A 26,267-nucleotide genomic window follows, 5' to 3' on the forward strand; every position below is an offset into this window, starting at 1 on the left:
GTCGCCGGCGATCGACGTCAGGAGGCCCCCCGATATCGCCGCAGTCAAGAAAAGAATCCATGACAGCTTCAAAGACACTCCGGATGCCTTTCCCTGACGAATGCAAGTGCCAACAGCTGCAGCGTGGACGGATAATACAGGATTGGCTCGAACTGTTGGACCGAGGCTGGCAACTTTGTCCCGTTAAGTACACAGCCTATAACATGGTTAATAATTTGATAACCTGGGTCGCTCAGCGGTTCCTTGGTCCGGCCTGTTTCCAGATCGATCGTCGATAAGGTTCCTCCTTCGTCAGTCATGCCTTGAGAGAGGCGAGTGAGCAGGTCCCTGTCATATATGTTCGCCCTCATGAGATAGAGCGGTATCCTCACGGCGTTATAGCCGAATTCCTGCGGAAAACCGGCGGCGGGCTTTGGCTTGTGGGCAAGACTCTCCCATTCTGACGGAAGCCTTCGTGGACCAAACTGCGAGACACGCAGCAATGCCAGCCCATCCTCGGACAGCTTGGCCCAATCGTCGGAAGGCGCGAGCAACGCCATCACCGGCAGGGCTTCGAAAATCCAATAGGAAGGATTTATGACCGGAGCATCTTCTCGCTCACCTGCGCCGAACCCTGCTGTGGCCGGTAAGAGAACGGTTTGCCCTTTGACTCCCACGACAGTGTGCGACAGCAGACTGTTTGCGATCCTTACCGCCTGTTCCACATAGTCGAGCCGATGCCATGAAGAGCCCGCGAGCGCCAAGGCATAAGCGATCAGAATGTCACCATCGGTCGCGTTGTTGCTGTCAGTAACATGAGGGGTCGCGGCAGGATCCCATTTCCAGGCCGCCAGACCGTCATCGCGAACAAGAAGCTCGGTGCGGGTGAACGACCAGATCTGCTCGAAATCCGCAGGATTGTCGGCGAGGAAGGAAAGAAGCAGACCGTATCCCTGTCCTTCGCTATGGCTGATGTCGCCATTGGCATTGTCGACAATCCGGCCGCTCCCGTTCAGAAACCTGGCTTTATAAAGAGACCAGAATTCCTTTGAGACATGCGGCTGTTGCGCCGCCGCCGAACTGACCGAAACTGCAAGGGCGAACATGCCTATGATGATCCATCGGGGCCGGTCCTTCATCTGCTCCTCCCAAAGGAGGAAAGCAGAGCCGCCGTCGATAGCCCCAGGAAGACAGCCAGAGCCACGAGCGCCAATGAATAGAAGAGTATATTGTTCGAAAGCCAGTTGGCTGCGATCAGGCGGTAGTTTCCGAGCGATGGGCTGACGGTCTGCACAAAGGTGAAGCGTGAGGCAGACAGAGACGCAACTTTCTGTATTTTGCCTTCATAAGTCGTAATTCGCCCTGTAACCTGTTGCCAGTTCTGCTGACGCGTGAGCGCCTCTGCGCCCTGTCGAAGTTCCTCCGGGGTTCGGGCGCTGATCACGGTCCAGGAGCCGTTTCCGTTGGTGCTTTGGCCCTGCGCGAGAATAAAGGTATCGTTGCTTGAAGGATGAAATACCTGCTCTGGCTGTGGCAAAAGCTGGAACGAACTCAACGATATGTTGAAATTACGATTCAGCCATTCCTGAAATCGAGCAATCTGGTCGCGCCAGATGCTTCCCCGGACTTGCGTGCGCCACTTTTCAAATGTCGCCATCGTGTCCTCGTTCTGGACAGGCGCTCCGGCGGCACGCCACGTGGCAACGCTTTCCGGCGCGATATTGACTTGAGATAGCACCGTCGAGGGTATTTGCGAGATCGATCCTGCAAAAAGAGCATCGCGGTTGCCAATGGCACCCGGGGAGGCAACGGGTTCGACGGTAATCGGGTGTCCCCCTACGAATGCAAGACGTGATAGAAATGTCGAGGTGGCCGTCAGCGTGTTGGCGTCGAAGCGATCCATCCAGAGCATGATTGGGTCCGTCCTGCGGCTGTAGGGAAAAGCCGTCCCTGAAAGCGCCTCCAGGCTGGGATTCCGGCCGATCCGCGCAAATTGCGGCATGTTGAATTCGGAACTGTCGAAAAGCGCGAAGCGAGGTTCAGTGGAAGCCGTGCTGCCGGGAATGCAGACATCATCTTCGTCGGTAAGGAGAATGGCCTCAAGCGAGACGGAGTTGAGGCCAGGCTTGAAGTGGCGGAGCGTCATACGGATGGGGAGATGCCGAAAAAGGCCGCCGTTATCGGATGTGATCGGCAAGTTCGTGGCGACGTTTCCGTTCACATATACGTCGAGATGACTGCCGGGCCGGACATTCGCTGCAAACGCTGCATCGATCAGCAAGTTTGCTTCGCCGTAGGCGCTTGCATAGAAATCAGACGGAACCGCTATGTTGAAGCTGGTGCGGAACCGGCGGCCCGAAAATTCCGTGGTCCTTAACCCCAATTGAGAGAAGGAGAGTCTCTCTCCGCCGAAGAGAAGCGGCGCATCGGGTGCTGCCCAGCGCTGCGTGGCCATGACATCGCGCCGAATTTCGGGGGGGCGATCCGTGGGCGCAACTATGGTCTCGACAGCTGCATCGATCGCATTCCAGGAAGGCCCCGTAAGCAGAAGCACCTGTTCATCGCTGTTGGGATCCTTAACCAGGGCTGCTGTCGCCGCGGATCCTGCTGACGGAGGGAGTGCGGGGAAAACGGGCTGCAGCTCAGCGACAGTACCAATGATTACACCGAACTTGCCAGGGCCAAGTGCTCCGAGACGGTCGGAGTTGAAAGAAAAGAGCTGGTTTGGCATTCCGGACAGAAGCGACAAGCCTTGTGCGAGCCGAAGCAATGATTTGGTGCGGCCCGCTTGCCCCGCAGCCGGTACGAGAAACTGGAATTCAGTATTGCCGTTTGCATCACCGCCCACGGCCCGGACTGCCTCGGTCACCGACGGCGCGGGAGCGGGGATACCGGTAAATTCAAGATAGGTTTGCGAAGGGTCGACATTGGTCCAGAGGTCATAGGTAGATCGTATATCGCAATCCGTCCGATGACGTTGAGTCGCGCGAAACTCGACAAGATTTCCGCCGGGATGAAGGACGTTGGGCGGGACGTCAAACGCAAGCCTATTTGGACCGTTTGGTGAGCTGATTCGTTGCCGTACGATCTCGTGTTCGTTGATCGACACCGTCAGCAACGAGGCTTCCGGAGCAACGACGATTGCGTTCTGATATTGGAGATTGAGCTTTGCCGGCGATGCGGCCTGTTCTTCCGTCAGGTAGATCGACCAGGAGCGGCGGTCGTACTCTCCTGCCAGGGCGAGATCGGACGCCGGGACAAGATACCGGCGGCTTCTGTCCTGTTCCCGTGCATCTGCGGCGGGTCGAGGTGCGGCGTCGGAAGGCGCTGGCGCATGTCTCTGAGGAGCGGATGTCCGATCCTGGGGGACGGGAGGGCGGGAAAGATCGGGAAATACCAAGCGGGGTGGGGCAGGCGGCTCTGGCGGTCGTTCGCCCGACATGTCGAAGGGCGCGGGCTGGGCGTCCGAAATCCGCACGACAGCGAGAAGAGCTGTCAGAGCGAGTGTCAGGCATGCAAGGGAGCGGTTCATTGGCTGTTGCCCCCGCCGGGTTTATTATCGCGCCTCCGCGTTATCCCAAGGAGGAAATATAGCAATCCCCGATGGGTCTGGTAGATGGATAACCCAAGAAACCAGATCGTTCCGCGCAGAAGCCCGGGATTGCGACGTCGGCTCTGTTGAAATTCAGCCCATTGGGCGGAGTTGGCAAAAATCAGATCGGCAATCCAACGATGGTCCAGCGGCCCCTTCGGCTGATACTGGCAGCCGAGCATCGTCGCATCCCCTGAAGGCTCGACCCGTCTGATAACGAGGGGAAGCATGACAGGTTCTCCTCCGCCATGGGGTTGAAATCTGATTGCGGCTTCTGCGGAAAGATCTGACTGGGACAGGGCACGGCTAAAGACCTGGAGGCGGGTGCCGCCGACGGAAACATCTTCGATGGACGCGGGATGCCAGGTCCCACCCATGCCGAATTCGCAGCGGCGGCGGACTTTTACTCGCCTGGATGACGAAGGTTCTCCGCGTTCGGAGACCACCCCCAGCGCGCAGCCGGCAAGAATGAGATTGAGCAGATTCCAGCCGCCGACAACCAACGTGACATCCGCCTTGTAAGGCTCGGTGTAGACACGATAGACAGCAATTCCCAGAGCAATGGCCAAGGCGGCAAAGATGACGAAGAAGGGCCGGCTGATTTCCGAGAGCCGGCTGACCGCAACCGACTCGTCCTTGGCGGTGACCTTGAAGGTTGGTTTGCGCGGATTGACCATGACCGAAATAACGGCGGGCAACAGATGCACGGTCTGGACATATTCGTAGAGCTCCGAAATCCACGGCCAGCGGAATGATCCGTAAAGGGAATTCTGCATCATCAGATTCACGAGCATATAGGCGAGCGTATAGGCCAGAAACTCGCCTCCGGAAGCCGTAAATATCTGCAGATCCAACAGAAGGTAGAAAAGCGGCGCGAAGAGAAAGATCGTGCGTGGAAAGGGGAACAGCCAGAACAATGTCGACGACATGTAACAGAGCCGCTGAGGAAAGGATAAGCCGCGCTTCAAAAGCGGGAAGCGGAAGCGCAGAATTTGCATCATTCCCTGCGCCCAGCGGCTTCGCTGGCCGATAAAGCTTGCAAATGTGGCCGGCTGCAGACCGGCAATCAACGGTTTGTCGACATAGACACTATTCCATCCGGCACTGTGAAGCGCCAGCGCTGTCTCGCAGTCTTCCGTGATGCTGATCCCGCTGAACCCTTCTGTGGTTTCCAGCGCACGGCGACTGAGTACAGCGGCCGAACCGCAGAAGAAGGCGGCGTTCCACTTATCAAGCCCCCTCTGGATGATGCCGTAGAACATCTCGTTTTCGCTCGGCATCCGGTCGAATGTGCGGAGATTTCGCTCCAGAGGATCCGGGTTGATGAAAAAGTGCGGCGTCTGAACCAGGAAAAGCTTCGGGTCATCCGCAAAATAACCCACCGTCTCCAGTAGAAAATCGCGCGCGGGAGCGTGATCTGCATCGAAAACGGCAACCAGTTCTCCCTTCGAATGTTTCAGGCCGTTATTGAGATTGCCCGCTTTGGCGTGCTGGTTGTGGGTGCGGGTGAGGTAGTTGACCCCGAGTTCGTCGCAGAGACTGTTCAGGATCTGATTTCGGGCTATTGCCGCTTCGGCTTCGCGCACATCCGGCGAGTTCTGCTTTTGCAGGGTCCCTCCGTCGTCCAATAGCCAGACCGTCAGCTTGTCGGCCGGATAATCCATGGCTTTTGCCGCGGCGAGCGTATTGGTCAACAGTGTGACATCCTCGTTATAGGATGGAACGAAGACATCGACGGACGGATAGAGTTTCTTTTCCGTGACGCGGGACGGGCGGGACGCCATGGGCATGGCGACGATGAAAAGGCTCAGCCCCAGCATCATGACGCTGTACATCTCGGCGAGGTAGAGAAGCAGGCCGGGGATGAAGTTCTCGGGCTGGTTCACGGGAGGAAGCGTTTCGGTCGTGCGCCAGTAGACATACCGCAGGACGATGGCGGTGCCGAACGCGAGGGCTATCAGACGCCAGACCCCGCCGGCCTTCAGAATCTTGATGATGGCCATGAGCGAAACGACAGTGGTGCTGGCGATGAGCTGGGTCTGAAGATTGACCGGAAGCGTGATCAATCCGATTACGCAAACCGTAATGACTGCCCACAAAATGATGCTTTGCACCTTACGCATTGGCATTCCTCTGGCAGAAAGTCGGCATGAAAACGTGCCGGATGCGCCGTTATTTCCGGCACGCCGCTGTCATAGCTTCGGTGCCTACGCAATCAGGTGAAGGAACAGTGGTTCCCGTCGCCTCGGTTGAACTGGAGCTGCCGGATACGCCCGCTCCCGGATCCGGCAGTGGAACACGCGGCCCGGCTGGAGCTGCCGCTTCGGTCTCCGGCTGAGAAACCTGCTCCACCGCCTTGCGACGAGCAGGAAGGGGTTGGGGGGCGCCCGTTGACATGCCGTAGCCGAGGGAGACGGATCGCCGGGAAAACGCGCCTTCCGGATAAATCGGTTCTCCGGTGCGGCCTAGTCTTTCGTCCGCCTCGGCTACGTCGCCGTAAGGATTCCACATTCTACCCTTGAACGTTCCGACGATGGTAAAGCCGTACATTGCATTCAGCATCTGCCGCGCAGTTGCCTGATTGTCGCAGAGCCTGAGCCTTACCTGGATCATGCCGAACCCGCGGCCTATGCCAGAGGATGTGCTGGGGGAGCGAATCTGCTGCCAGGCAAACAGGCATGTATCGCCGCCTTGGCCTCGTCCGGACGCATAGCCGAATGGGCCGTAGGTATTCTGGAGAAAGGTCGCCGCACGGACCATTGGGACGCCTGGCGCGGCGCGGGCAATCTCGCGCCGGAGGTCGTTTTCGTTGATGGTCCTGAACGTCGCGTCGGGGACGTCCGGCGCAGATCCTTGAGCACCGAAGAAATGAATTCTGAGATAGTTCTGTCCCGGGATTTTCGAGGAGGTCGAAAGCGCCACGGTCTGCTCGATGCCGTTACCCCGGATGCGCTCCACCACTCCCACGATTGCCGGCCCGCCCGGAGGCGGCATTATGAGGGCTTTCTCACTGGGTACAAGCTGCGGTCCCGACGGGTGTCCGACATTTCCGGTCGTGCTGCATGCTGAAAGTGTAACCGTGGCGCCCAGCCCGGTAACAATCCACAGAATGCGCGCAATTGAAATCGGCAATGTCGTTTTCCCTGGATAACCTCGGCAATTCGGGCGGGGAATTTTGCATTCAACGACGCAGGACTATTAGAATTCAATAAACAACAAATATGCTTAACGGGTTGTTAACATACCCGAACGGGCACTTTGGATGAACTCTCCACAGATTGCCGGCTTTCGAGGCCACGGACTGGAAACTCTGTTCGGTTTTCCGCGCTGAGTCGAGAGCTCGTTACCGACCACTCCGGCTTGCCGCGACAGTCTGATTGCGACCTTGTGACTTGGCTTTCAGCAACGCGGCATCGGCGCGCGCCACCAGCGTCTCCACTGATCCCTCCATCGGAGAGGCTGCTACTCCCAAGGAGATCGGGACACTCCCGATGATCCGGCCTGAATGCGAGAGCACGCCGCTGCTGACCTTTTCCCGCAACTCCTCGGCCAACTGAAACCCCTCCGCTTCGCTAAGGCCGGGAAGCAGGATGGTGAACTCTTCGCCGCCAAAGCGGAACGCATGGCCGGATTGTCCGACCACGTCGCGCAGCACCCGCCCAACATGTTGCATCACCATGTCACCCGCGTCATGGCCGAACTCATCGTTGAAGCGTTTGAAATGATCGATATCAATCATCAGGCATGCAAGCGGCTGATCCGCCAGGTCTCGGCTGTACCTCTCCAATGTCTCGTCCAGGAAACGGCGGTTGAACAGACCCGTAAGCGGGTCACGTGCGGCGAGAGCAGTAAGTTTCTCACGGAGCTGAAGATTGGCGATTGCAAGACCGACATTCTCGGCAATCAGCTCCAGATAAAGACGGCTGCTTTCCAGACGAAGCGCCTTACCCCCACGCTCTTCAAGATAGAGAAGGCCAATCGTATCGCCCTGAGCCGTCAATGGGACACAAAGGGCAGTCACTTCCGCTCCGTCGAGGTGGAGACAAGAAACGTTAGCGTCGTCTCCGCCGCTTGCATGGGGACGGCCGCGCCGTAGACCCCAGCACGCTGACGCCGGGAAGGTGACCTCGGAATGATGAGGGTCGAGCCATGCGCTCGCACGTGTCAGGGACACCTGGCTTCCATCGAGAACGTAGAGGCCACCGGCGATGTCGGGGAAAATCTGAGGAGCGAAGCGAGCGACGACATCGGCGAGTTCCGCTCCGTTTGCACATGCCTGCAGGCGATGCATCATCTGCAGGATAAGGTCCTTGGTGCGCTGATCCGCTCTCCTTTCGGCGTCGAGCCGCTCCCGTTCGATGCCATTGGCGCGGAATATCTGGATGGCCTGGTTCATCTCGCCGATTTCATCGCGCCGCGGGTCGGCGGGAACATCGACTGTATAGTCCTGTTTCGCCAGCCTGCCGACGATGCCGGTCATGCGCACAAGCGGTACGGCGACCCGTCGTCTTAAGATGAAGTAGAGAACGCCGAGGAAAAGCAGCCCTGTTATCGCGAGCATGATCTTGGCAACAAGGCCCCACCAGTCGCTGCGTGCCTGTGCCGCCTGGAGCTGCATACCCGTGCGTGTCGCGGTCAAATCCCGGAAATGAGTAACGGTGTCGAGAAGCGCGGCTTGCAGTCTTTCGTGTTCTGGCCCGAAGAGCATACCTTGCGCGCCGCTCCTGTCCCCGCGCTGGAAGGCCTCGATTGCCGCGATCTCGATCTTGTCCAGCTCCTCCGCTTCCGTGTCGATCTCCTGCAGCGCCCCGGCCTCCGTCGGTGACAGATCTTGAGAAGCGAGCTTGGCTGCGGCGGCCTCGTGCCGCCGCTCCCCTTCCTCTTCCGCGCGAAACGCCTGCAGATGCCGCTCTTCACCGCGCATGACATAGAGCCTGGCCTCATCGCTTCTGACTTCGGCTCCGAGCGCAAGCTCCTCCGCCAATGTGTCAAAGGTCAGGTGCTCCTCGACGGCAAGCCGTTCCTGGACGGCGCTCCGCGACGACATGATGAAGGCAGCGCCTGAAAGGGCCGTGAGAACGACTGTGATGGCATAGGCCCAGTTGGTGATCGTGCTTATTCTCATAAACGCAGGATATCGGCCCCTCGTTGAAGGAGCATTAAAGAGAACCCTCACATGCAAGCACCAGAAAAGCCGGCAAGCTGATAGTCGTATCATCAGCACGCACAGAGCTCTCCCGAAGATCTTTTTCAAAGCACGGCCACTCCACGCAGTAAACGTGAAGCTATTCGATCCGGAAGCGTCACTCGAAGAACACCGCTTCGTGGTCAGACGTTTCGGCGACGAGATGCCTTCCTCGCGCGGACCTGCTCTGGGGGGATAGGGACGCATATGCGACGTAACATCCTCGGCTGAAACGCCGGTGATGTGATGAAGGTTCTCGATCATCCGCCGGGGTGCCGGCTCGGACCAGGTCAGCACGAAAGGATCCTCACCGAGAAATAGAACAGGTGCTCCGCAATGCTGGTGCGGCTCATCTGGAGCGCCTGCTCCGAGAGGCACCTCAATTCGATCAGGAGCCTCCCGTCCTCAATGCGAATGCGTGCAGAGCCTAGCCTGCTGGTCAGCAAGGCTTGTTCGCATAGTGCCGGCATCAATCGGCAGCGCAATGCCCGAGAAGCTGAATTCCTGGATCGCGTCATGCCAGGTTCTCTTTGAGATCTTGCTGTTTTGCCATGCGATAGCGGCCGATCGGGAGCATGATCGGCCGGCCGGATGTGGGATCGATGATGATGCGGCTTTCAAGGCCGAAAACCTGCCGCACGTTCTCCTCGGTCAACACGTCTTCTGGCAGGCCGGAAACATGTACGCGGCCTTCCCTCATGGCGACGAGATGGTCCGCATACCGGGCCGCGAGGTTAAGGTCGTGGAGAACCATGACGACGGTGGTGCCGCGTGTGTGATTGAGGTCGGTCAGAAGGTCGAGAACCTCCATCTGATGGCTGATATCGAGAAACGTTGTCGGCTCGTCGAGCAGCAGGACGTTTGTCTCCTGCGCCAGCGCCATGGCGATCCAGACCCGCTGACGCTGCCCGCCGGACAGTTCGTCCACCGGCCGCTCGGCAAGCTCGGCTGTCTTGGTCGCGGTCAGCGCGCTATCCACGGCTTCGTCGTCCTTGCGGGTCCAGCGGGAAAAGAGGTTCTGGTGCGGATGCCTGCCGCGGCTGACGAGATCGGCGACGGTGATGCCTTCCGGCGCGATCGGCGATTGGGGAAGCAGGCCGAGGGTTTGCGCCAGTTCCCGCGGCGGTGTTCGATGGATCGACTTGCCATCCAGCAGGACCTGTCCCCGACGCGGCGAAAGCAGCCGGGACATGGTGCGCAGAAGCGTGGACTTGCCGCAGGCATTGGCGCCGACGATGACGGTGATCTTGCCGGGCGGCACCACAAGGTCGAGATCATGCAGGATATCGGCTTCGCCATAGCCGGCGGAAAGTTCGCTGGCGGTGAGGGTATGAACGGTCATAGCGAGCCTCCGGTCCGGTTGACGCGCACGATCAAAAAAATCAGGTAAGGAGCGCCCAGTGCACCGGTGACGACGCCGACCGGATAACGGCCCGGCAAAAGAAACTGCCCGACATAGTCGCCTCCAAGGACGAGCAATGCGCCCACGAGGGCGGATGGGATCAGGAGCGATCCGCTATTGCCGACGATACGGGCGGCGATTGGCCCGGACAGGAAGGCGACGAAGGCGATCGGCCCGGTCACCGCCGTCGCCGATGCGATGATGCCGACTGCGCAGATGATGATCGTCACGCGTGTCGCAGCAACCCGCACGCCGAGTGCGGCGGCCGTATCGTCTCCAAGCCTCAGTGCCTCCAGATCCCTCGAGCGGCTCAGCAGCAATCCGCCGAAGACTGCGAGCGCAAGCAGAAGCGGCAGCGCCTGGCCGATTTGCGCGCCGTTGACGCTCCCGGTCAGCCAGCGCATCGCCTCCTGCAGGCTCCAGGTGGGGGCTTGCGAGAGTATGTAGGTGATCCCGCTTTCCAGCATTGCAGAGACGCCGATCCCGACCAGGATGAGCCGCGTGCCTGCAACACCATTCCTGGACGAGAGCCCATAGACCAGAACCGCCACGCCGAGGCCGGCAGCCACGGCGAAAATCGAAACCGCCGGCCCCTTGATTCCCAGCACGATGATGACGAACACGGCGGCTGCACTCGCGCCGGAACTGATGCCGACGATATCGGGGCTCGCCAGCGGATTGCGAAGCATGATCTGGAAGGCGACGCCCCCGAGACCGAAGCTGAGGCCCGCAAGAACGGCGAGCACGGCGCGCGGCAGCCGCAACTGCCCGACCGTGAAGGCTGCGCCCGGCACGTCCTCGCCGAGCAGGATACGAAGGACGTCTTTCGGCGGCGTGATCGACTGCCCGATCGACAGGGTCAGCGCAAAGGCTACCGCAACCAGAAGGCCGAGCAGGCCAACGATCAGCAGATGCCTGCGTCCACGCCGCCGGCGGCCGTCAACAATGAGATCAAGCGTCGGCGAGATTGTCATCATAGTTCTCGCACCCGCTGGCGCCGGACGATCCAGATGAAGAAGGGCGCGCCGATCAGGGCGGTGACGATGCCGACATCGAGTTCGGCCGGCCGGGCCAAGACGCGCCCGACGACATCGGCGGCCAGCAGCAGGCATGCTCCGGCTATTGCCGAGAAGGGCAGCAGCCAGCGATGATCGACGCCGACCAGCAGCCGGCAGAGATGCGGCACGACCAGGCCCAGAAAGCCGATCGGCCCGCAAATGGCCGTCGTCGCCCCGCACAGCAAGATTGCGCCGAGTGCAGCCACCGCGCGGGCGACGGCAACCCGTTCGCCAAGTCCGGCTGCCATTTCGTCTCCGAGAGCCAGCGAATTCAACTTCCGTGCCGACAGAAGGCTGATCGCGAAGCCGACCGCCAGGAAGGGCAGTACGGGCAGGATACGTTCGAATGTCGCGCCGCCGACGCCACCGATCTGCCAGGAACGGATGCCGCCGGCGATATCGGCCCGTGGCAGAACGACGGCAATTACCATCGAAGAGAAAGCGACCGAGGTTGCGGCGCCGGCAAGTGCCAGTTTCAGCGGCGTTGCGCCACCGCGTCCCAGTGAACCGATCGTGTAGACAAAGACGGCAGAACAGCCCGCACCAAGGACGGCGACCCAGATATAGGCCTCGGCCGACGCGACATCGAACCATGCGACGCCGATCACGACAGCGAGTGACGCGCCCATGTTAACCCCGAGGATGCCCGGATCGGCGAGGGGGTTGCGCGTCACGCCCTGCATGATCGCCCCGGCTAGCCCGAGTGCCGCGCCGGCCAGCAGCGCCAGCACGGTCCTCGGAACACGGACTGCGACCGCGGCCTGGCCGATATCGTCGACTTTTCCGAAAAGAGCGGCGGTGATGTCGGCCCACGCCACCTCTCGCGTACCGACCGTGACGGACAGCATCAGCAACGAAGCCAGCACGGCGACGAGCCCAGCGAGCCAAAGGCTTCTTGCGCCATTCGACCGCGCCGCTATGGACGCCGGGACGGCTGATCTTCTCAATGATCTCATTGCGATTTTCTGGTCGACTTCCCGGCAGCCTCGGCGAGCAGTGCGACATAGTCCTTCAGGACCCAGGAAATCGAAAGCGGCGTCGGATTGGCAGCCGTGCCGACTGAATTCGCGCCCAGGATGACGATCGCTCCCTTTTCGACGGCCGGCATTTTCGACATCAGCAGATTTGCCGTCACCGACGACAGGAGCTTCGTGTTGCCGTAAGCGACGACGATGTCCACGTCGTCGAAGAGGTCGATACGCTCCGCGCTGATGGAACCTGAAAACTTGCCGGGCTCCGACACATCCACGACGCTCTTCGGGCTCTCCAGTCCGAGGTCCTTGAAGAATTTTACCCGGGTGTCGTTGGTCGTGTAGAAGTTGATCGTGCTCAGGTCGAGGGGGTTCAGGTGCGTGACGAACATCGCCTTCTTGCCGCGGATTTCTGGATGTGTCGCAATGGCTTCGGAAATCTCGGCCTCGATTTTTCTGATCAGCGTCTCGCCTTCCGCCGCCATGCCCATGCCGGTGCTGTTGAGACGGATCATCTGGCGCCAGTCGGTCGACCACGCGGCCTCGGGATAGGCGACGACCGGGGCGATCTGGCTCAACGTATCGTAGTCGGACTGGCTGAGACCGGAATAAGAAGCCAGTATCACGTCCGGTCTTGTCGCCGCCACCGCTTCGAAATCGATTCCGTCACCCTCGTCGAAGAGAACCGGCTTGCCGGCATGCAGTTCCTTCAGCCTCTGGGCAATCCAGGGGAGTACCCCGTCACCGTCATCGTCACCGAAATTGGCTTTGGCGAAACCGACCGGTACCACTCCGAGCGCCAGCGGAACTTCATGATTGGCCCACGCGACGGTCGCGATGCGCTCCGGTTTCTTCGGAATGACCGTGGTTCCCAGCGCATGCTTTATGACGATCGGATAGGTCGTGGCGTCATCCGCAGAGGCGCTGCCGGGCGCGGCTATCCAGATGCAGGTGACCGCTACTGCCAGAGCCGAAAGCAAAAACCGAAACATTGTGCAGACTCCGCCAAACGTTTAAGTGGACTTCCAGTTTCAGGTTAAAAAACAGGCGTCAACTTTTATGTCGGCGGCGACCGGTGGGATCGGTGAGATTCCCGTGGGATCATACAAAACTCGGGAAATCTACAATACTGGATAAATTTTCTCAAGTTAATAGCCGGTCGGGGACATCGACGAGAGCATGACGGCAGCCGGATCCGGGACATTTCCCGGGCGTCTCGGGTTGCCGGTCGCTGCCGCTTGGACGTTCCCGCTAACCGGCATGCCTCCGTAATCTCCCGCCCGGCGGCAGCCATGGTGAAATCAGTTTCTGGAACGCGAATATGAAAACTGAAATAAGCCGTCGCTCCTACCGGACCCGCCTTTTCGGGCGGAGCGCCATCCTTTCGGGTTGCACGGCGCTTTGTGCCCTTTCTCCGGCTGTCTCCTTTGGTCAGGAGGCCGACAATTCGAGTTCCGCCACGACGCTGGCGCCGATCGTGCTGCAGGGCAGCGGTTCGGCGAGTGTCCTCGATACGAGCGACGACTCGAAGTCGATCGTCGCCACGCAAACTACCGGCGTCGGCAAGATGCCGAGCGATGTGTTTACGACGCCGGCTTCCGTCTCTGTCATCACCTCCAAGGAAATCGAGGAGCGCGGCGCAAACAGCGTTGAGCAGGTTTTGCAATACACCGCCGGGGTGGTCACCGACTACTACGGTTCGGACGACCGCTATGACTATTTCAAGATCCGCGGTTTCAGCCCCTTCACCTATCGCGACGGCCTGGCCATTGGCAGGAGTTGGGGCGGGCTTCTGGAAGAGCCCTATGCTTATGAGCGCGTCGAGGTGCTGAAGGGCGCCAATTCCACGGGCTTCGGGGTTTCCGATCCAGGCGGCTCGGTAAATTATGTGACGAAGCTGCCGAAAAAGGAGCGCTTCGGCGAGGTCTATGGTACCGGCGGTTCGTTCGCCCACAAGGAGGCGGGTTTCGATTTTGGCGACAACATCACCGATGACGACACGCTTTCCTATCGCCTGACCGGCAAGTTCCAGCGATCGGACGCCGAGTACGATCACTCGCAGGACGACGAAAACTTCATCATGGGCGGCGTTACCTGGCGCCCCACCGATATGACCAGCCTTTCCTTCGTCTTCGATCACCTGGACAGAGACGGCACGCCGAGCAGCGGCGGTCACCCCCGGTTCACGGATTTCGACAGGGAGAAGTTCTTCGGAGAGCCGGACTATAATTACAATACGGCGAACAGGAACACTTACAGTGTCATTTTCGACCATGATTTCGGAAGCGGCCTGACTTTCAATGCCAGCGCTCGCTACAGCAAGACCGACACCGGATTTGGCTATGCTTACATCTACGACGCGTTGGGTGCCAGCGACCCGGCGGACACGATGATCGACCGGTCTTTCTTCGGGAGTGACAAGTCCATCAAACAGTTCATCGTAGACGCGCACCTACTCTACGAGACGAATTTCGAAGATGTCGAAAGCCGCACGCTTCTTGGCGTCGAATACAACAAGTTTGATGCGGATAATGACACTTTCTACGCCGCTGCACCGGCTATCGACTGGCAGAACCCGGTCTATTCCGGCGGGCCAGGAGCGCTAGCGCCTTACAATACCGTGAAAAGCAATCAGAAGACCCAGGCGATCTATTTTCAGGAGGATATGGCCTTTTTCGACAGGCTGGCGGTCAGTGTTGGCTTGCGCAACGACTGGTTCGATCTCAAGGAAGTCGGCAACAACGCCTTCACCGGGCCGTTCAGCGGTGAATCCGATATCAGCAAATTCAGCAAGCGCCTGGGCTTGAGCTACAAGATCACGGACGAACTTGCGGCCTTTGCAAGCTACGCCGAATCCGTCGCACCGCCGAGCGCGGGAGTCGAGCCCACGGTCGGCACGCAGTATGAAGTGGGTGTCAAATATCGGCCGGATGCGTTCCAGGCCCTGTTCAGCGCGTCCGTCTATGATCTGACGATGGAGAACATCACGACCTACGAGGCTCCCACCTACCTGCCGGCGACGATCGACAAGGTCCGGCATCGTGGCGTCGATCTCGAGGCAAAGGTCGAGGTGACGAGCAATGTCAGCCTGATCGCTGCCTATGCCTATATCGACTCCAAGATCGAAGAACCCGGTAATATCAATGGTTACAACGGAAAAGCTTTCGCGCAGGTCCCGGAACATATGGCCTCGGTGTGGGGCAGCTATACCCTGGAAGGCGACGGTAACCGCGGCGACATGACCTTCGGGCTTGGCGCTCGCTATATCGGTTCCTACTACTTCGACAACGCCAATAGCCGGAAGTCGGATGGAGCCATCGTCTTCGATGCTGCCTTCACCTACAAGATCCAGGAAAACACCGCATTCCAAGTTAACGCCACCAACCTGTTCGACGAGAAGCATATCGCCAACGATGATGGCGGCGCCTACTACTACAATCCCGGCCGGGCGATCATGGCGACGCTACGCCAGACCTGGTGACGAAACATGTCCTGCCCGCGCCCTGCCGGGCGGGACATCATTGGGATCAGCGGCCCTGCTGCAGCCGCCGCCAGGCGGCTGGCGTCTCGCCGACGATCTGCCGGAAAACCTTGGTGAAATGGGCCTGGTCGGAAAAACCAAGCTGGGCTGCAATCCCGGCAATGGTTACGTCGCTTTCCAACAAGAGCCTCTTCGCAAAGTCGACACGCTTTACATGCTGCCATTGCAGGGGCGTCTGACCGGTGGTCTGTTTGAAGACATTGCCGAACCAGCTTTCCGAGAGGCCGACGATCGCGGCCATATCGGCGACAGACATGCGATAATCGCCCAGCGCTTCGACGCGCGATGTGAGCTTGTTCATCTGGGCCGTGGTCAGGCGGCCGCTGGCTTTTTCGTCTTCCCCGGAAATATCGAGAAGACCGGCGATGATGCTGCCCGCCAGGTTTTCCGCATAGAGGGGGTGTTTTGAAGGACTGGATATTTCGCCAACCAGCAGGTCAGCCAGGGCCTGAACCGCGGCTATATCCTGTATTTCGACCGGCCGTCGTAACGCGGCCTGGGCCGCCGAAGCTCCAACAGATGGGGCCAGGAACCTCAAGAGCCTGTTCTTATGGATGTGTAGATTGAGATGCGAGAACCGATGCATAGACCTGCTGCTCGTCCACATCGGGACGCCCGCAGGAATATAGACAGCGCGGGGCATCGGGCGGGAATCCCCTAAAAAATTGTCTCCCCGGTTCGAGATGCGGACCTGCGAAGACACGTCGTTGAAGAAAATCATTATCCGCGGATCCTCCGCGAGATAATAGCCGTTCGCCCCGGCCTGGCTCTCTGCTTCCCAGAGCACGCTGACGAGACCATCGAACTGGCGCCACCGGACCGGGGAAACGACGCGAATCCCTTCGGTCCGCCAGATCATTGAATGCCAAAAACTCAATGCAAAAATCCGTCTCTCGTTATGGCAATGATATTCTGGATTGGGCAATCATCGCGAGAAGCAGCCAGCGAGCAACGAATACTTCCAATAAGGCCTCACGCAATCCTGCTGCCCACATCACAATATCATGAGTTTTATAATCATGTTTTTCCTTGATAGCAATATCGCCCAATCCACGGGTCATCGGCGGATCGTGTCTCGGCGCCTATCGGTACCTTCGGTTGCCGACGGGCTGAAGTCTTTCAACATCACTGGTCTCGAAAGTCTGGACGGATCGGGGCGTCGCCGTTCGAGTGATACACGAACTTTCAATGCGCCGGTGAGTAGCGCCTTCAAAAGTAACAAACCTTCCCGCGCCAATTCCATAGGTATCATCCGCTCTCCAAAATTGGGGGCCGGCAGTTCGGTTCCCTTCAGGGTGCAAGATCAAATCATGCTCCTCACTACGGCGCCGATGTGGATTCACGGATAATGAGCGAATAATCAATCTGATAGTGATTAGGCACCCTGTGTCCATCCAGCCGGGCAAGCAGGTATTCTCCCGCGCCGCGCCATGTCACGTCGGTCGGTACGTGCAGGGTCGTGAGGGCTGGCCTCAAGTGGCGACTCCAATCGAGGTCGTCGAAGCCGACGACGGAAAGGTCTTTCGGTAGCTGCAGGCCGCGTCGCTCGGCTTCCAGCATGACACCATAGGCAAGCACGTCGTTGCCGCAGGCGATCGCGGTCGGTGCAGTCTTGCCCGTCAGGAGTTGCCGGGCGGCGTCGCGTGCATCATCCAGCGTATAGCGGACTTCGACATGCCATTCGGCCGGTAGGTCGAGACCGTTTTCGGCCAAGGCGCGCCGGAAGCCTCGAATACGGGCGCTGGCGCGATCGTTGTTTCGCTGGAGCGCGCTTACAACTCCGATCTTTTTATGTCCAAGGGAGATCAGGTGCATCATTGCCCGGTGAGCGGCTGCCTCGTTGTCTACGCCGATGCTGGCTGCGGTTCCGTTCGGATTGTAAACACCGACATTGATTGAGGGCATGTCTCGAGCGACGAGCAACTCCCGGAGGGCCTGATGATGGCAGTCGCCGCGCAGGATAAGCCCGTCGATACCACGGCCGATCAGATTGCGCGCCTGTTCGAGTTCCACGTCTATGTCGTATTCGTTGGTCGCGAGGATGAGCATGTAACCACGCGACGAAAGAAATTTCTGCAGGGCCTCAATGCCCCGCGCAAACATGGCGTTGTCGATGGTCGGGATGATCGCGCCGATCGTTCGGGTGCGATTGCTGGAGAGCGCGCGTGCCATACCGTGCGGCACGTAACCTGCCTCTTCGACAATCGACTGGATGCGCTGTCGAAGTTCCTCGCTGACGCTTTGGGGCCTGTTGAGCGCGCGTGACACCGTTGCGGTGGAAACCCCTGCCAACCGCGCGATGGCTCTTATTCCGGTCTTCTCTTTTTCGGCGCTCATTCGTGCACTCATATGTAACGTTACATACCTTAGCAACGCTTTTGAAGCTGCTGTCAAACGAATAATGCGCTGCATTGCAACTAGAATTTAAAAACGCCCTGCATGGTTGACAGGGCTGGAAGGGCGAGTATATGTAACCGGTTACATGACCTGGGCTCGGGAGAAGCGAGGTCGTGTCGCTCGAGGAGCGAGCGCTGGAACACCGCCTCAAGGCGGCCAAGTGGAGGAAAGCATGCCAAGAATCTCCGCAGCCCGTATTCTTATCGCATCCTGCGTGCTTGCCGGCGCCGCGAGCCCCGCATTCGCGTTCGACTGGAAGGCCCATGACGGCGAGACGGTTTCGTTTCTCGCCAACAACAATCCCTGGTCCCAAACGGTCCTCTCCCACAAGGACGAGTTCACCAAGCTGACCGGCATCAACTTGAAGGTAGACTCCTATCAGGAACAGCAGATGCGTCAGCGTCTGGTGACCGTGATGAATTCCAAGAGCGACGAGGTCGACGTCTTTATGACGCTTGCGTCGCGCGAAGGCGAGCAGTTCGCGGCCGCCGGATGGTACGCGGATCTTTCTGCCTATACGCAGAAGGACGTGGCGCCCGACTATGATTTCGCCGGTATCAGCCCGGCGCTGGTCAAGGCTGCGACGTTCGGCGGAAAGCTGACAAGCATTCCGCTCAATCTCGAAGGCCCGCTCCTCTATTATCGCACTGACATCTTCGAGAAATGCAAGATCGCCAAGCCGGTTTCGCTGAGCGACGTCCAGGCGGCGGTGAAGAAGCTGAAGGAATGCGACAGCAGCATCACGCCGTTTACCTCGCGCGGCCTTAAGGCGGCGCTCGCGTATACGTTCAGCAACGTCCTGCACAATATGGGCGGCAAATATATCGTCGATGGCAAGTCGGCGCTCTGCGCTCCGGCCGGTCAGAAGGCGATCAGTTATTATGGCGAGCTGCTGAAGGATTACGGTCCTCCCGGCTCGTCGAACTACAGCTTCTACCAGATCTCGGCGCTCTACCGCGCTGGCCGCGCGGCAATGGCGTTCGAATCCTCCAACGAGCTGCGCACCATCATGGAAGGCGGCGAGCGCCTTAAGGACACCGACGTAATCCCGCTTCCGGCGGGTGACGCGGGCAGCGTGCCGACGGCAATCGGCTGGGGCCTGGCGGTGTCCAACCACAGCAAGAAGAAGGATGCCGCCTGGTATTTCGTTCAATGGGCGTCCAGCCCCGAAATGCAGAAACGTTTGGCCATCCAAGGCGTCGCGGCGCCGCGTTCCTCGGTTGCCGACGATCCGGAATACAAGAAGTGGATCTCCGAGGCGCCGGTGCGTGGCAGCTGGCAGTCGGCTCTCGGCGAACTGGCCACCAAAGGCTCATCTGAGGTCGGTTACCCGATCGTTGCCAATCCGGAATCGCGTGATTACATCGGCCAGGCCGTGCAGGATATTCTTCTCGGTCAGAAGCCGGTCACCGAGGCCTGTGCCGCAGCCGACAGCGCGCTCGATGGATTGATCGCCCGCAAATAATGCGGTCGGCAATCCGACCGGAACCAAGCTCAGTCGCGACCCCGACAGTCGGGGTCGCCAGTTCCCCGATCCTGATTGGAGATCGCTCCATGAAACCAGGCTTGAACGACAGCCAGGGACGGCAGCTTGCCGCCTTGTCCGCACCGGCGGTGATCTTCACCGTCGCGATGATCGCCTTTCCGGTCGTCTACACGATCTGGCTCGGTTTCCAGTCCTTTTCCAGCACCGGCGCGTCCAGCTTCGCGGGGCTTGCCAACTACGCGGCACTGATCAAGGACGGCGAGTTCTGGAACGGGCTCTACGTCACCTTCGCGCTCTATATTCTGTCGATGGTCCTGCAGCTCGTTTTCGGCATCTATCTCGCCATGCTGCTGTTCCATTCCAAGCGGCTGTCCGGGTTCCTGCGCTCGCTGCTGATCTCGCCCTTCATGATGCCGCCGGTCGTTGCCGGCATGATGTGGCTCGTTATCCTCGATCCGTCGCTCGGCGCCGCCAACTATATCCTCCAGTCGATCGGCCTGCCGCCTTCCGAATGGCTAGCCTCGCCGACTTGGGTTATCCCTACCGTGGCGCTGATCGATACCTGGCAATGGGCACCCTATGTGGCTCTGATCGTGCTGGGCGGCCTGCAATCGCTGCCACCAAGCGTCTATGAAGCCGCCCAGATCGACGGCGCGTCGCCGGCCCGCATCTTCCGCCGCATCACCTTGCCGCTGCTGCTGCCGACAATCGTCACTGCCGCGGTGCTGCGCAGCGTCGATCTGCTGCGCTTCTTCGACATCATCTATATCACCACCCAGGGCGGGCCGGGTAATGCGTCGAATACGCTCAACATCTACGGTTTCCGTGTCGGCTTCGAATTCTTCAACATCGGTTACGCTAGCGCGCTGATGATCACGCTGTCGGCCATCGTGCTTGTCGCTGTGTTGATGCTCAGTCGCCTGCGTTCAGCTGTGGCCTGGTAAGGAGAAGACGATGAACGGATCCCAGAATTCCGATCGCTGGCTCCGCTGGCTGCATACGATCCAGCTCACCATTGCCGGCATCCTGATCCTCGCGCCGACCGTCTGGATGGTGCTGTCCTCCTTTAAGCCGTCCTTCGAGGTCACGTCCTATCCGCCGACGCTGATTTTCCAGCCGACCTTCGAGAATTACGTCACGCTTTGGCAAACGACACCGTTTCTCTCCTATGCGGTCAACAGCTTCGTCGTCACCCTCGGCTCGACCCTGCTCGGTCTGATCTTCGGTATTCCGGCTGCCTTCGCGGTCTCCTGGTCGCGCGTCACCTGGCCGGCAATCCTGACGCTGGCCGCCCGTATGGCGCCGGGCACGCTGTTCCTCCTGCCCTGGTACATCATGTTCCGCGAGATGGGACTGATCGGCTCCTATACGGCGCTGATCCTCAGCCACGCGGTGATCACCATGCCGATCGTCATCTGGGTTCTCCTGCCCTTCTTCGACAATATTCCGCGCAGTGTCTTCGAGGCGGCGCAGATCGACGGCTGCTCGGTGGCGCGGGTGCTCTGGAAGATCGCCCTGCCGCTCGTCGGCTCCGGCGTTGCTGTCTCCTCCATCCTCGCCTTCGTCTTCTCCTGGAACTTCTTCCTCTTCTCGCTGATCCTGTCGAATTCCGACACGAAGACACTGATCGCAGCCGCATTCAATTTCGTCGGAGAGGGCTCCACGCAATGGGGATCGCTGATGGCTGCGGCAACGCTGATCGCGCTGCCGCCCCTGGCGCTCGCCATTCTGGTGCAACGCTGGCTGGTCGCCGGTCTCACTCTCGGCGCCGTCAAAGGATGACCATCATGAGGGAAATATTAAATTCACGCATGCGGGCCTCGGTCTTTCATGGAGACCGGCGCATCACCATCGAAAGCCAGGACATTCCCCCCGTCAGCGAGGGCGAGGTTCTCATAAAGGTCAGCCGCACCGCGCTGTGCGGCTCGGATCTCAAGCTCTGGTACAAGGGAGCGGAGTTCACCGCCGGCCATGAGATCTTCGGAACCGTGGAGCAGCCGGGCCATCCGCGCCATGGTGAGCGCAATGTCGTTTATATCCCTCTGCATTGCGATCACTGCGAAGCCTGCAGGGCCGGCGACACGCAGATGTGCCTGGAAGTGTCGAGCCTGATCGGCTGGAACCGGCCGGGCGGTTATGCGGAATATCTGCCGGTGCCGGAAAATTGCCTCCTGCCGGTCCCCGACGATATAGAGGACGATCTGGCGCCGCTTCTGCTAGATACTATTGGAACCTCGGCGCATGCGGTCCGCTTTGCGATGCCGCTGGTGCCGCCGGAGGAAAACGCGCCTGTGCTTGTCATGGGCGCTGGTCCGGTGGGCCTGGGCGTCGTTCTGGCCTTGCAGAGCCTCGGCTACACCGACATCCACGTCGCCGATCCGAACGAGGAACGGTTGCAGATCGCGCTCTCCTTCGGCGCCAAGGCCCGCCCGGTCGGCTCGCGGGAAAAACGGTTCAAGCTGATCTTCGAATGCTCCGGCGCGCATGCGGCCCGCAATCTCGGCATCGAACTCGTCCTGCCGCGCGGCGCTTTGATGCTGGTCGGCGAGAACGCCGCGCCCTGGACGATCGAGGAGGGCAAGATCTTCCGTCGAAAGGATTTTTACATGATCCGGACCTTCTATTTCCCGATCCGGGATTTCGAGCCGAATATCGAACTGCTCAGGAAGAACATGGAAAAATACCGCCGTTTCGTCGATGCCGCTTTCGGACTCGACACGCTGCCGGAAAATTTCGCCCGCTTTGCCGAAGGCAAGCTGATCAAACCTGTCCTGTCATTCGGGTGATCCATGGCCTCCATCAACATCAACAATCTCGTCAAGAAATTCGGTGAGCTCACCATCATTCCGGGCCTCGACCTGGAGATAGCGGATGAGGAATTCGTCGTTTTCGTCGGCCCGTCCGGGTGCGGCAAGTCCACACTCCTGCGCATCATTGCGGGCCTTGAGCCCCTGAGCGATGGAGAGATTTTCATCGGTGACACCAAGGTCAATGGCGTGCCGGCCTCGAAGCGCGATATCGCCATGGTGTTCCAGGATTATGCGCTCTATCCGCACATGACGGTCTACGACAACATGGCATTCGCGCTCGAACTGCGCGGCATGACCAAGTCGGAGATCGACCTGCGTGTCCGCCGCGCCGCCGACCTGCTGCATATCGAGCCCTTCCTCGATCGCAAACCGAAGGCACTTTCGGGCGGCCAGCGCCAGCGCGTCGCCATGGGCCGCGCCATCGTCCGCGATCCGAAAGTCTTTCTGTTCGACGAACCGCTGTCGAACCTTGACGCGAAACTGCGAAACCAGGTGCGCGCCGAGATTAAGGCACTGTCGCAGGAACTCAGGACAACGATGATTTTCGTTACCCACGATCAGATCGAGGCGATGACGATGGCAGACCGCATCGTCGTCCTGAAGGGCGGCGAGATCCAGCAATATGGCCGTCCTGAAGAGGTCTACGAGACGCCGGCCAACCAGTTCGTCGCGGGCTTCATCGGTTCGCCGGCAATGAACTTCTTCGATATCCGCCGTTCGGGCGATGGCTTTGCTCTCATCGGCGCTGACGGGCTGGCTGCACCGGTGCCGGACGCGGCCAAGGCTGGCCTCGACTCCGCGCAGGAGGCCGTCATCGGCATCCGGCCGGAGCATTTTCTCCATGCGCCCGACGATCCGAAGGCGTTTGCCGTGACCGTCGACCTCGTCGAGCCGCTCGGTTCCGACACGCTGGTGCATTTCAATCTCGCGGGCATGAACACGGTCGCGAGAGTCAATCCCGAACTGCGGCCGAAGGTCGGCGAGCAACTGAAACTCGCCGCGCAGCCGGGCAAGGCGCATGTCTTCGATAAGGCGTCCGGCAGGGCGATCCGATGAGTGAGGAACGCGTCATTCCCGATGCGAGGCATCCGCGCGTCGTCTGCCTCGGCCTGTCGGCGCTCGACCGCATCTGGCGGGTGCAGGCACCGTTTTCCGGCGGCAGCGAAAAGATCCGCGCTGACGAACATCTGACGGAACCGGGTGGCATGGCCGCCAACGCTGCGGTGACGGTTTCGCGGCTGGGCGGGACCGCATCCTTCTGGGGCAGAGCAGGCAAGGATGATGCCGGCCGTGCAATGGCGGATTCCTTCATCGCCGAAGGCGTCGATATCGCCTGCTTCCGGCTTTTCGAAGATGGTGCCTCATCCGTCTCCGGGGTGATCGTCGACCAGGCCGGCGAACGACAGATCGTCAATTTTCGAGGCTCCTACCCCATCGATCCGGGCTGGCTGCCGCTTGGCAGTTTGCAGGCCGATTGTGTGCTCGCCGATCCGCGCTGGCCGGACGGGGCGGAGGCCTTGTTTCGCAGGGCGAGAGAACAGGGCATTCCGACCGTGCTCGATGGCGACGTCGCCGATGCGGAGATCTTCGAACGGCTTCTGCCGCTCACCGATCATGCGATCTTCTCTGAACCCGGTCTCGCTGGCTTCGCCGGGCGCGAGATCGGCGCAGCCCTTTCGCACGCCACCTCGTTCGGATCGCCCATGGTGGCGGTTACCCGCGGCGACAAGGGCGTAACCTGGCTCGAAGGCGGCCGGATGCATGAAATCCCGTCGCCAAGCGTTTCGGCCATCGACACGACGGCTGCGGGCGATGTCTTCCACGGCGCCTATGCCTTCGCGATCGGCGCCGGCCTTCAAACCCGCGACAGCATGGGCTTCGCCAGTGCCGTCGCCGCCTTGAAATGCACCCGCGCGGGTGGTCGCGCCGCCATTCCGACATTCGACGAAATCAGGTCTCTTGAAAGGAACAATAATGCTTACTCTCGGTAAAACCCGCGGCCTTGCCCGCTTGGCCAACAAGCAAGGCCATTTCTGCATGGTCGCGCTCGACCAGCGTCCGCCGCTTTTCGAAGCAATTGCGGCGGCGCGCGGCATAGACAAGGCTCAGGTGCCGTTTTCCGACGTCATCACCGCCAAGCGCCTGTTGGTCGAGAACCTGTCGCCGCATTGCAGTTCGATGCTGTTTGATCCCAACTATGCGATCCCCGCAGCGATCGATATTCTGCCGGCCGATTGCGGGCTGATCGTCACGCTCGAGGATCACCGCACCGAAGAGACCGAGGGCGGCCGCAAGTCGAAGGTGATCGCCGACTGGAGTGTCGAGAAGATTCGCCGCCTCGGCGGAGACGCCGTCAAGGTTCTCGCCTGGTACCGCCCGGATGCGTCGCCTGACGTGCTCGAACACCAGAAGAATTTCGTTCGCCAGATCGGCGAGGACTGCAAGCGGTTCGACATTGCCTATGTGCTCGAACTTCTGGTCTTCCCTTTCCTCGGTCAGGCCGGCCATACGGCGGACTATGTCGAATCCCCGACCAAACTGCCGGAACTGGTGATCGACAGCGTGCGGGAATTCGCCAAGCCGGAATATGGCGTCGATCTCCTGAAGCTGGAAAGCCCGCTTGCCGCCAACAGCCTGCCTGCCCGCGACGGCAGCGAGGCCTCCAAGGCGGTGCAGAAGGAATTCGATGCTGTCGGCAAGATCTGCGCCGATGCCGGCATTCCCTGGGTGCTTCTCTCGGGCGGTGCAGCACCTGAGAAATTCGAGCTGGTGCTTGATTATGCTTATGCGGCTGGCGCCGGCGGTTTCCTCGCCGGCCGGACGATCTGGCTGAACTCGATCCGCTCGCATTTCCCCGACACCGAGGCTGTCGGCAAGTCGCTGGCGCAGGAAGGCGTTGCCGTTCTGGACAGCCTCAGCCGCCTGACCGCAGCAAAGGCACCCAGGTGGAAGGCACCGGCGCCGGCCTTTCACGTCATCAAGAGCGAAGGCGATTTCGCCCAGAGCTACACCGCAGCCTGAGATTAGACCAGTTGGGTGCCGTGAGCCGATCGCGCGCCCGGGCGGAACTCGATAAACCGATAAGAAGTTCGAGGCGAGGATGATGCAGGACCCGTTCAGTTTTCCACCTGGCTTTCACGCTGTCGTCATCGGTGGGGCGGGCGACATCGGCTCGGCCATCGCCGAACTGTTTCATGCCCGCGGTGCGGTGGTGACGGTGACCGGCCATGACCAGCCTGCCGTCGATCGATGCCGGCTCAACGGCATCGACGGGATTGCGGTCGCGATTCTCGACGTTACTTCGGACGAGGCGGTCAGTGCATTTGCCGGTGGTTTCGAGCGGGTTGATGCCGTGGTCAATTGCGCCGGCATCCTTGCGCGCGACGAAGAGTTCAAGATCGAGATGTTCCAGAAGGTTCTCAACGTCAACCTAACCGGCACGTTCCGCATCTGCATGGCGTTCAAGCCGCGTCTCGAGGCCTCGAAAGGATCGATCGTCAATATCGCCTCGATGAATGCCTTCGCTGCACTGCCGCGCATTCCCGCCTATTGCGCCAGCAAGGGCGGCGTCGTGATGCTGACCAAGGCGCTGGCGCTCGCCTGGGCCGAGGCAGGCATTCGCGTCAACGCCGTAGCACCCGGTTATATCGAGACGGCCATCAATGCCGAGGGCCGCAAGGACGTGGCGCATCACGAGCGGATCGCCGGCCGAACGGCTCTGAAACGCTGGGGGAAGCCGCAGGACGTGGCCGGAGTGGTCGTCTTCCTCTGCATGCCTGCCTCCGAATACGCGACAGGCACCGTCTATGCGATCGACGGCGGTTTTCTGGCGGGATGACGAAGGGA

21 protein-coding genes are annotated in these 26,267 nt (G+C 60.0%); 9 read left to right on the plus strand and 12 right to left on the minus strand.

The genetic code is table 11. The annotated features are described in order from the left end of the window. Positions 1-68: 68 nt before the first annotated feature. The 9 genes from JL39_RS00280 to JL39_RS00325 form a co-directional block, all read right to left on the minus strand. Complete coding sequence (locus JL39_RS00280) at positions 69-1,118, minus strand: glycosyl hydrolase family 8 (protein ID WP_037145043.1); 1,050 nt, start codon at positions 1,116-1,118, stop codon at positions 69-71. Continuing rightward, entirely contained in the window at positions 1,115-3,511 is a 2,397-nt protein-coding gene (locus tag JL39_RS00285) for a cellulose biosynthesis cyclic di-GMP-binding regulatory protein BcsB (protein ID WP_037145045.1), read from the minus strand. The genes JL39_RS00280 and JL39_RS00285 overlap by 4 nt, the downstream gene beginning before the upstream one ends. Further along, complete coding sequence (gene bcsA / locus JL39_RS00290) at positions 3,508-5,694, minus strand: UDP-forming cellulose synthase catalytic subunit (protein WP_052182555.1); 2,187 nt, start codon at positions 5,692-5,694, stop codon at positions 3,508-3,510. The genes JL39_RS00285 and bcsA overlap by 4 nt, the downstream gene beginning before the upstream one ends. 49 nt (positions 5,695-5,743) lie before the next feature. Further along, positions 5,744-6,703 carry a cellulose biosynthesis protein BcsN gene (bcsN, locus tag JL39_RS00295; RefSeq protein WP_244446801.1) on the minus strand — a complete coding sequence of 320 codons (960 nt, stop codon included), beginning with the start codon at positions 6,701-6,703 and terminating at the stop codon, positions 5,744-5,746. A 211-nt stretch (positions 6,704-6,914) separates the two neighbouring features. After that, complete coding sequence (locus JL39_RS00300) at positions 6,915-8,696, minus strand: diguanylate cyclase (protein WP_037145048.1); 1,782 nt, start codon at positions 8,694-8,696, stop codon at positions 6,915-6,917. Positions 8,697-9,270: 574 nt separating this feature from the next. Next, on the minus strand, positions 9,271-10,098 hold the full coding sequence (locus tag JL39_RS00310) for an ABC transporter ATP-binding protein (protein ID WP_037145053.1): 828 nt from the start codon (positions 10,096-10,098) through the stop codon (positions 9,271-9,273). Continuing rightward, the gene (locus JL39_RS00315; protein ID WP_037145056.1) at positions 10,095-11,135 is read right to left on the minus strand and encodes an iron ABC transporter permease; all 1,041 of its coding nucleotides are present in this window, start codon (positions 11,133-11,135) and stop codon (positions 10,095-10,097) included. Before JL39_RS00315 ends, JL39_RS00310 begins: the two co-directional genes overlap by 4 nt. Continuing rightward, positions 11,132-12,172, minus strand: coding sequence for an iron ABC transporter permease (locus JL39_RS00320; RefSeq protein ID WP_037145058.1), 1,041 nt, complete (start codon positions 12,170-12,172; stop codon positions 11,132-11,134). Before JL39_RS00320 ends, JL39_RS00315 begins: the two co-directional genes overlap by 4 nt. Beyond that, positions 12,169-13,179, minus strand: coding sequence for an iron-siderophore ABC transporter substrate-binding protein (locus tag JL39_RS00325; RefSeq protein ID WP_037145060.1), 1,011 nt, complete (start codon positions 13,177-13,179; stop codon positions 12,169-12,171). The genes JL39_RS00320 and JL39_RS00325 overlap by 4 nt, the downstream gene beginning before the upstream one ends. A 329-nt stretch (positions 13,180-13,508) precedes the next feature. On the opposite strand from JL39_RS00325, the gene JL39_RS00330 reads away from it, so the two are divergent. Beyond that, positions 13,509-15,668, plus strand: coding sequence for a TonB-dependent siderophore receptor (locus JL39_RS00330; RefSeq protein WP_037145063.1), 2,160 nt, complete (start codon positions 13,509-13,511; stop codon positions 15,666-15,668). Between the two features lie 46 nt (positions 15,669-15,714). Here the strand turns inward: JL39_RS00330 and JL39_RS00335 are convergent, their stop codons facing one another. The 3 genes from JL39_RS00335 to JL39_RS00340 all read right to left on the minus strand — a co-directional run bounded on the left by JL39_RS00335 (position 15,715) and on the right by JL39_RS00340 (position 18,065). Continuing rightward, on the minus strand, positions 15,715-16,605 hold the full coding sequence (locus JL39_RS00335; RefSeq protein WP_152600995.1) for an AraC family transcriptional regulator: 891 nt from the start codon (positions 16,603-16,605) through the stop codon (positions 15,715-15,717). A gap of 19 nt (positions 16,606-16,624) precedes the next feature. Beyond that, complete coding sequence (locus tag JL39_RS31870; protein WP_161784724.1) at positions 16,625-16,789, minus strand: hypothetical protein; 165 nt, start codon at positions 16,787-16,789, stop codon at positions 16,625-16,627. A gap of 259 nt (positions 16,790-17,048) precedes the next feature. After that, positions 17,049-18,065 carry a LacI family DNA-binding transcriptional regulator gene (locus tag JL39_RS00340; RefSeq protein ID WP_037145068.1) on the minus strand — a complete coding sequence of 339 codons (1,017 nt, stop codon included), beginning with the start codon at positions 18,063-18,065 and terminating at the stop codon, positions 17,049-17,051. Between the two features lie 232 nt (positions 18,066-18,297). On the opposite strand from JL39_RS00340, the gene JL39_RS00345 reads away from it, so the two are divergent. The 8 genes from JL39_RS00345 to JL39_RS00380 all read left to right on the plus strand — a co-directional run bounded on the left by JL39_RS00345 (position 18,298) and on the right by JL39_RS00380 (position 26,259). Then, positions 18,298-19,590 (plus strand): sugar ABC transporter substrate-binding protein, encoded by a 1,293-nt coding sequence (locus tag JL39_RS00345; protein ID WP_037145070.1) that lies wholly within the window; start codon positions 18,298-18,300, stop codon positions 19,588-19,590. Between the two features lie 89 nt (positions 19,591-19,679). Then, a complete protein-coding gene (locus JL39_RS00350) occupies positions 19,680-20,555 on the plus strand; it encodes a sugar ABC transporter permease (protein ID WP_037145072.1) in 876 nt (291 codons plus the stop codon). A gap of 10 nt (positions 20,556-20,565) precedes the next feature. After that, complete coding sequence (locus JL39_RS00355) at positions 20,566-21,393, plus strand: carbohydrate ABC transporter permease (RefSeq protein ID WP_037145074.1); 828 nt, start codon at positions 20,566-20,568, stop codon at positions 21,391-21,393. Between the two features lie 5 nt (positions 21,394-21,398). Next, entirely contained in the window at positions 21,399-22,397 is a 999-nt protein-coding gene (locus JL39_RS00360) for an alcohol dehydrogenase catalytic domain-containing protein (RefSeq protein WP_244446802.1), read from the plus strand. Between the two features lie 3 nt (positions 22,398-22,400). After that, positions 22,401-23,477: a sn-glycerol-3-phosphate ABC transporter ATP-binding protein UgpC gene (ugpC, locus tag JL39_RS00365; RefSeq protein WP_037145081.1), complete on the plus strand. Its 1,077-nt coding sequence runs from the start codon at positions 22,401-22,403 to the stop codon at positions 23,475-23,477. Next, positions 23,474-24,412: a sugar kinase gene (locus JL39_RS00370; RefSeq protein ID WP_052182556.1), complete on the plus strand. Its 939-nt coding sequence runs from the start codon at positions 23,474-23,476 to the stop codon at positions 24,410-24,412. The genes ugpC and JL39_RS00370 overlap by 4 nt, the downstream gene beginning before the upstream one ends. Then, positions 24,396-25,442: a tagatose 1,6-diphosphate aldolase gene (locus tag JL39_RS00375; RefSeq protein ID WP_037145086.1), complete on the plus strand. Its 1,047-nt coding sequence runs from the start codon at positions 24,396-24,398 to the stop codon at positions 25,440-25,442. The genes JL39_RS00370 and JL39_RS00375 overlap by 17 nt, the downstream gene beginning before the upstream one ends. Positions 25,443-25,521: 79 nt before the next feature. Next, entirely contained in the window at positions 25,522-26,259 is a 738-nt protein-coding gene (locus JL39_RS00380) for an SDR family oxidoreductase (RefSeq protein ID WP_348270548.1), read from the plus strand. Positions 26,260-26,267: the final 8 nt, after the last annotated feature.

It is taken from the genome of Rhizobium sp. YS-1r (assembly GCF_000757525.1).
Classification (GTDB): Bacteria; Pseudomonadota; Alphaproteobacteria; order Rhizobiales; family Rhizobiaceae; genus Neorhizobium; species Neorhizobium petrolearium.

Excerpts from the sequence above, each read along its gene's own strand:
- bcsA (WP_052182555.1), bottom strand. The coding sequence starts at position 5,694 with ATGCGTAAGGTGCAAAGCATCATTTTGTGGGCAGTCATTACGGTTTGC.
- ugpC (WP_037145081.1), top strand. The coding sequence starts at position 22,401 with ATGGCCTCCATCAACATCAACAATCTCGTCAAGAAATTCGGTGAGCTC.
- JL39_RS00300 (WP_037145048.1), bottom strand. The coding sequence starts at position 8,696 with ATGAGAATAAGCACGATCACCAACTGGGCCTATGCCATCACAGTCGTT.
- JL39_RS00370 (WP_052182556.1), top strand. The coding sequence starts at position 23,474 with ATGAGTGAGGAACGCGTCATTCCCGATGCGAGGCATCCGCGCGTCGTC.
- JL39_RS00375 (WP_037145086.1), top strand. The coding sequence starts at position 24,396 with ATGCTTACTCTCGGTAAAACCCGCGGCCTTGCCCGCTTGGCCAACAAG.
- JL39_RS00380 (WP_348270548.1), top strand. The coding sequence starts at position 25,522 with ATGATGCAGGACCCGTTCAGTTTTCCACCTGGCTTTCACGCTGTCGTC.
- JL39_RS00280 (WP_037145043.1), bottom strand. The coding sequence starts at position 1,118 with ATGAAGGACCGGCCCCGATGGATCATCATAGGCATGTTCGCCCTTGCA.
- JL39_RS00355 (WP_037145074.1), top strand. The coding sequence starts at position 20,566 with ATGAACGGATCCCAGAATTCCGATCGCTGGCTCCGCTGGCTGCATACG.
- JL39_RS00340 (WP_037145068.1), bottom strand. The coding sequence starts at position 18,065 with ATGAGCGCCGAAAAAGAGAAGACCGGAATAAGAGCCATCGCGCGGTTG.
- JL39_RS31870 (WP_161784724.1), bottom strand. The coding sequence starts at position 16,789 with ATGACCCGTGGATTGGGCGATATTGCTATCAAGGAAAAACATGATTAT.
- JL39_RS00315 (WP_037145056.1), bottom strand. The coding sequence starts at position 11,135 with ATGATGACAATCTCGCCGACGCTTGATCTCATTGTTGACGGCCGCCGG.
- JL39_RS00310 (WP_037145053.1), bottom strand. The coding sequence starts at position 10,098 with ATGACCGTTCATACCCTCACCGCCAGCGAACTTTCCGCCGGCTATGGC.
- JL39_RS00360 (WP_244446802.1), top strand. The coding sequence starts at position 21,399 with ATGAGGGAAATATTAAATTCACGCATGCGGGCCTCGGTCTTTCATGGA.
- JL39_RS00325 (WP_037145060.1), bottom strand. The coding sequence starts at position 13,179 with ATGTTTCGGTTTTTGCTTTCGGCTCTGGCAGTAGCGGTCACCTGCATC.
- JL39_RS00320 (WP_037145058.1), bottom strand. The coding sequence starts at position 12,172 with ATGAGATCATTGAGAAGATCAGCCGTCCCGGCGTCCATAGCGGCGCGG.
- JL39_RS00330 (WP_037145063.1), top strand. The coding sequence starts at position 13,509 with ATGAAAACTGAAATAAGCCGTCGCTCCTACCGGACCCGCCTTTTCGGG.
- JL39_RS00285 (WP_037145045.1), bottom strand. The coding sequence starts at position 3,511 with ATGAACCGCTCCCTTGCATGCCTGACACTCGCTCTGACAGCTCTTCTC.
- JL39_RS00345 (WP_037145070.1), top strand. The coding sequence starts at position 18,298 with ATGCCAAGAATCTCCGCAGCCCGTATTCTTATCGCATCCTGCGTGCTT.
- JL39_RS00350 (WP_037145072.1), top strand. The coding sequence starts at position 19,680 with ATGAAACCAGGCTTGAACGACAGCCAGGGACGGCAGCTTGCCGCCTTG.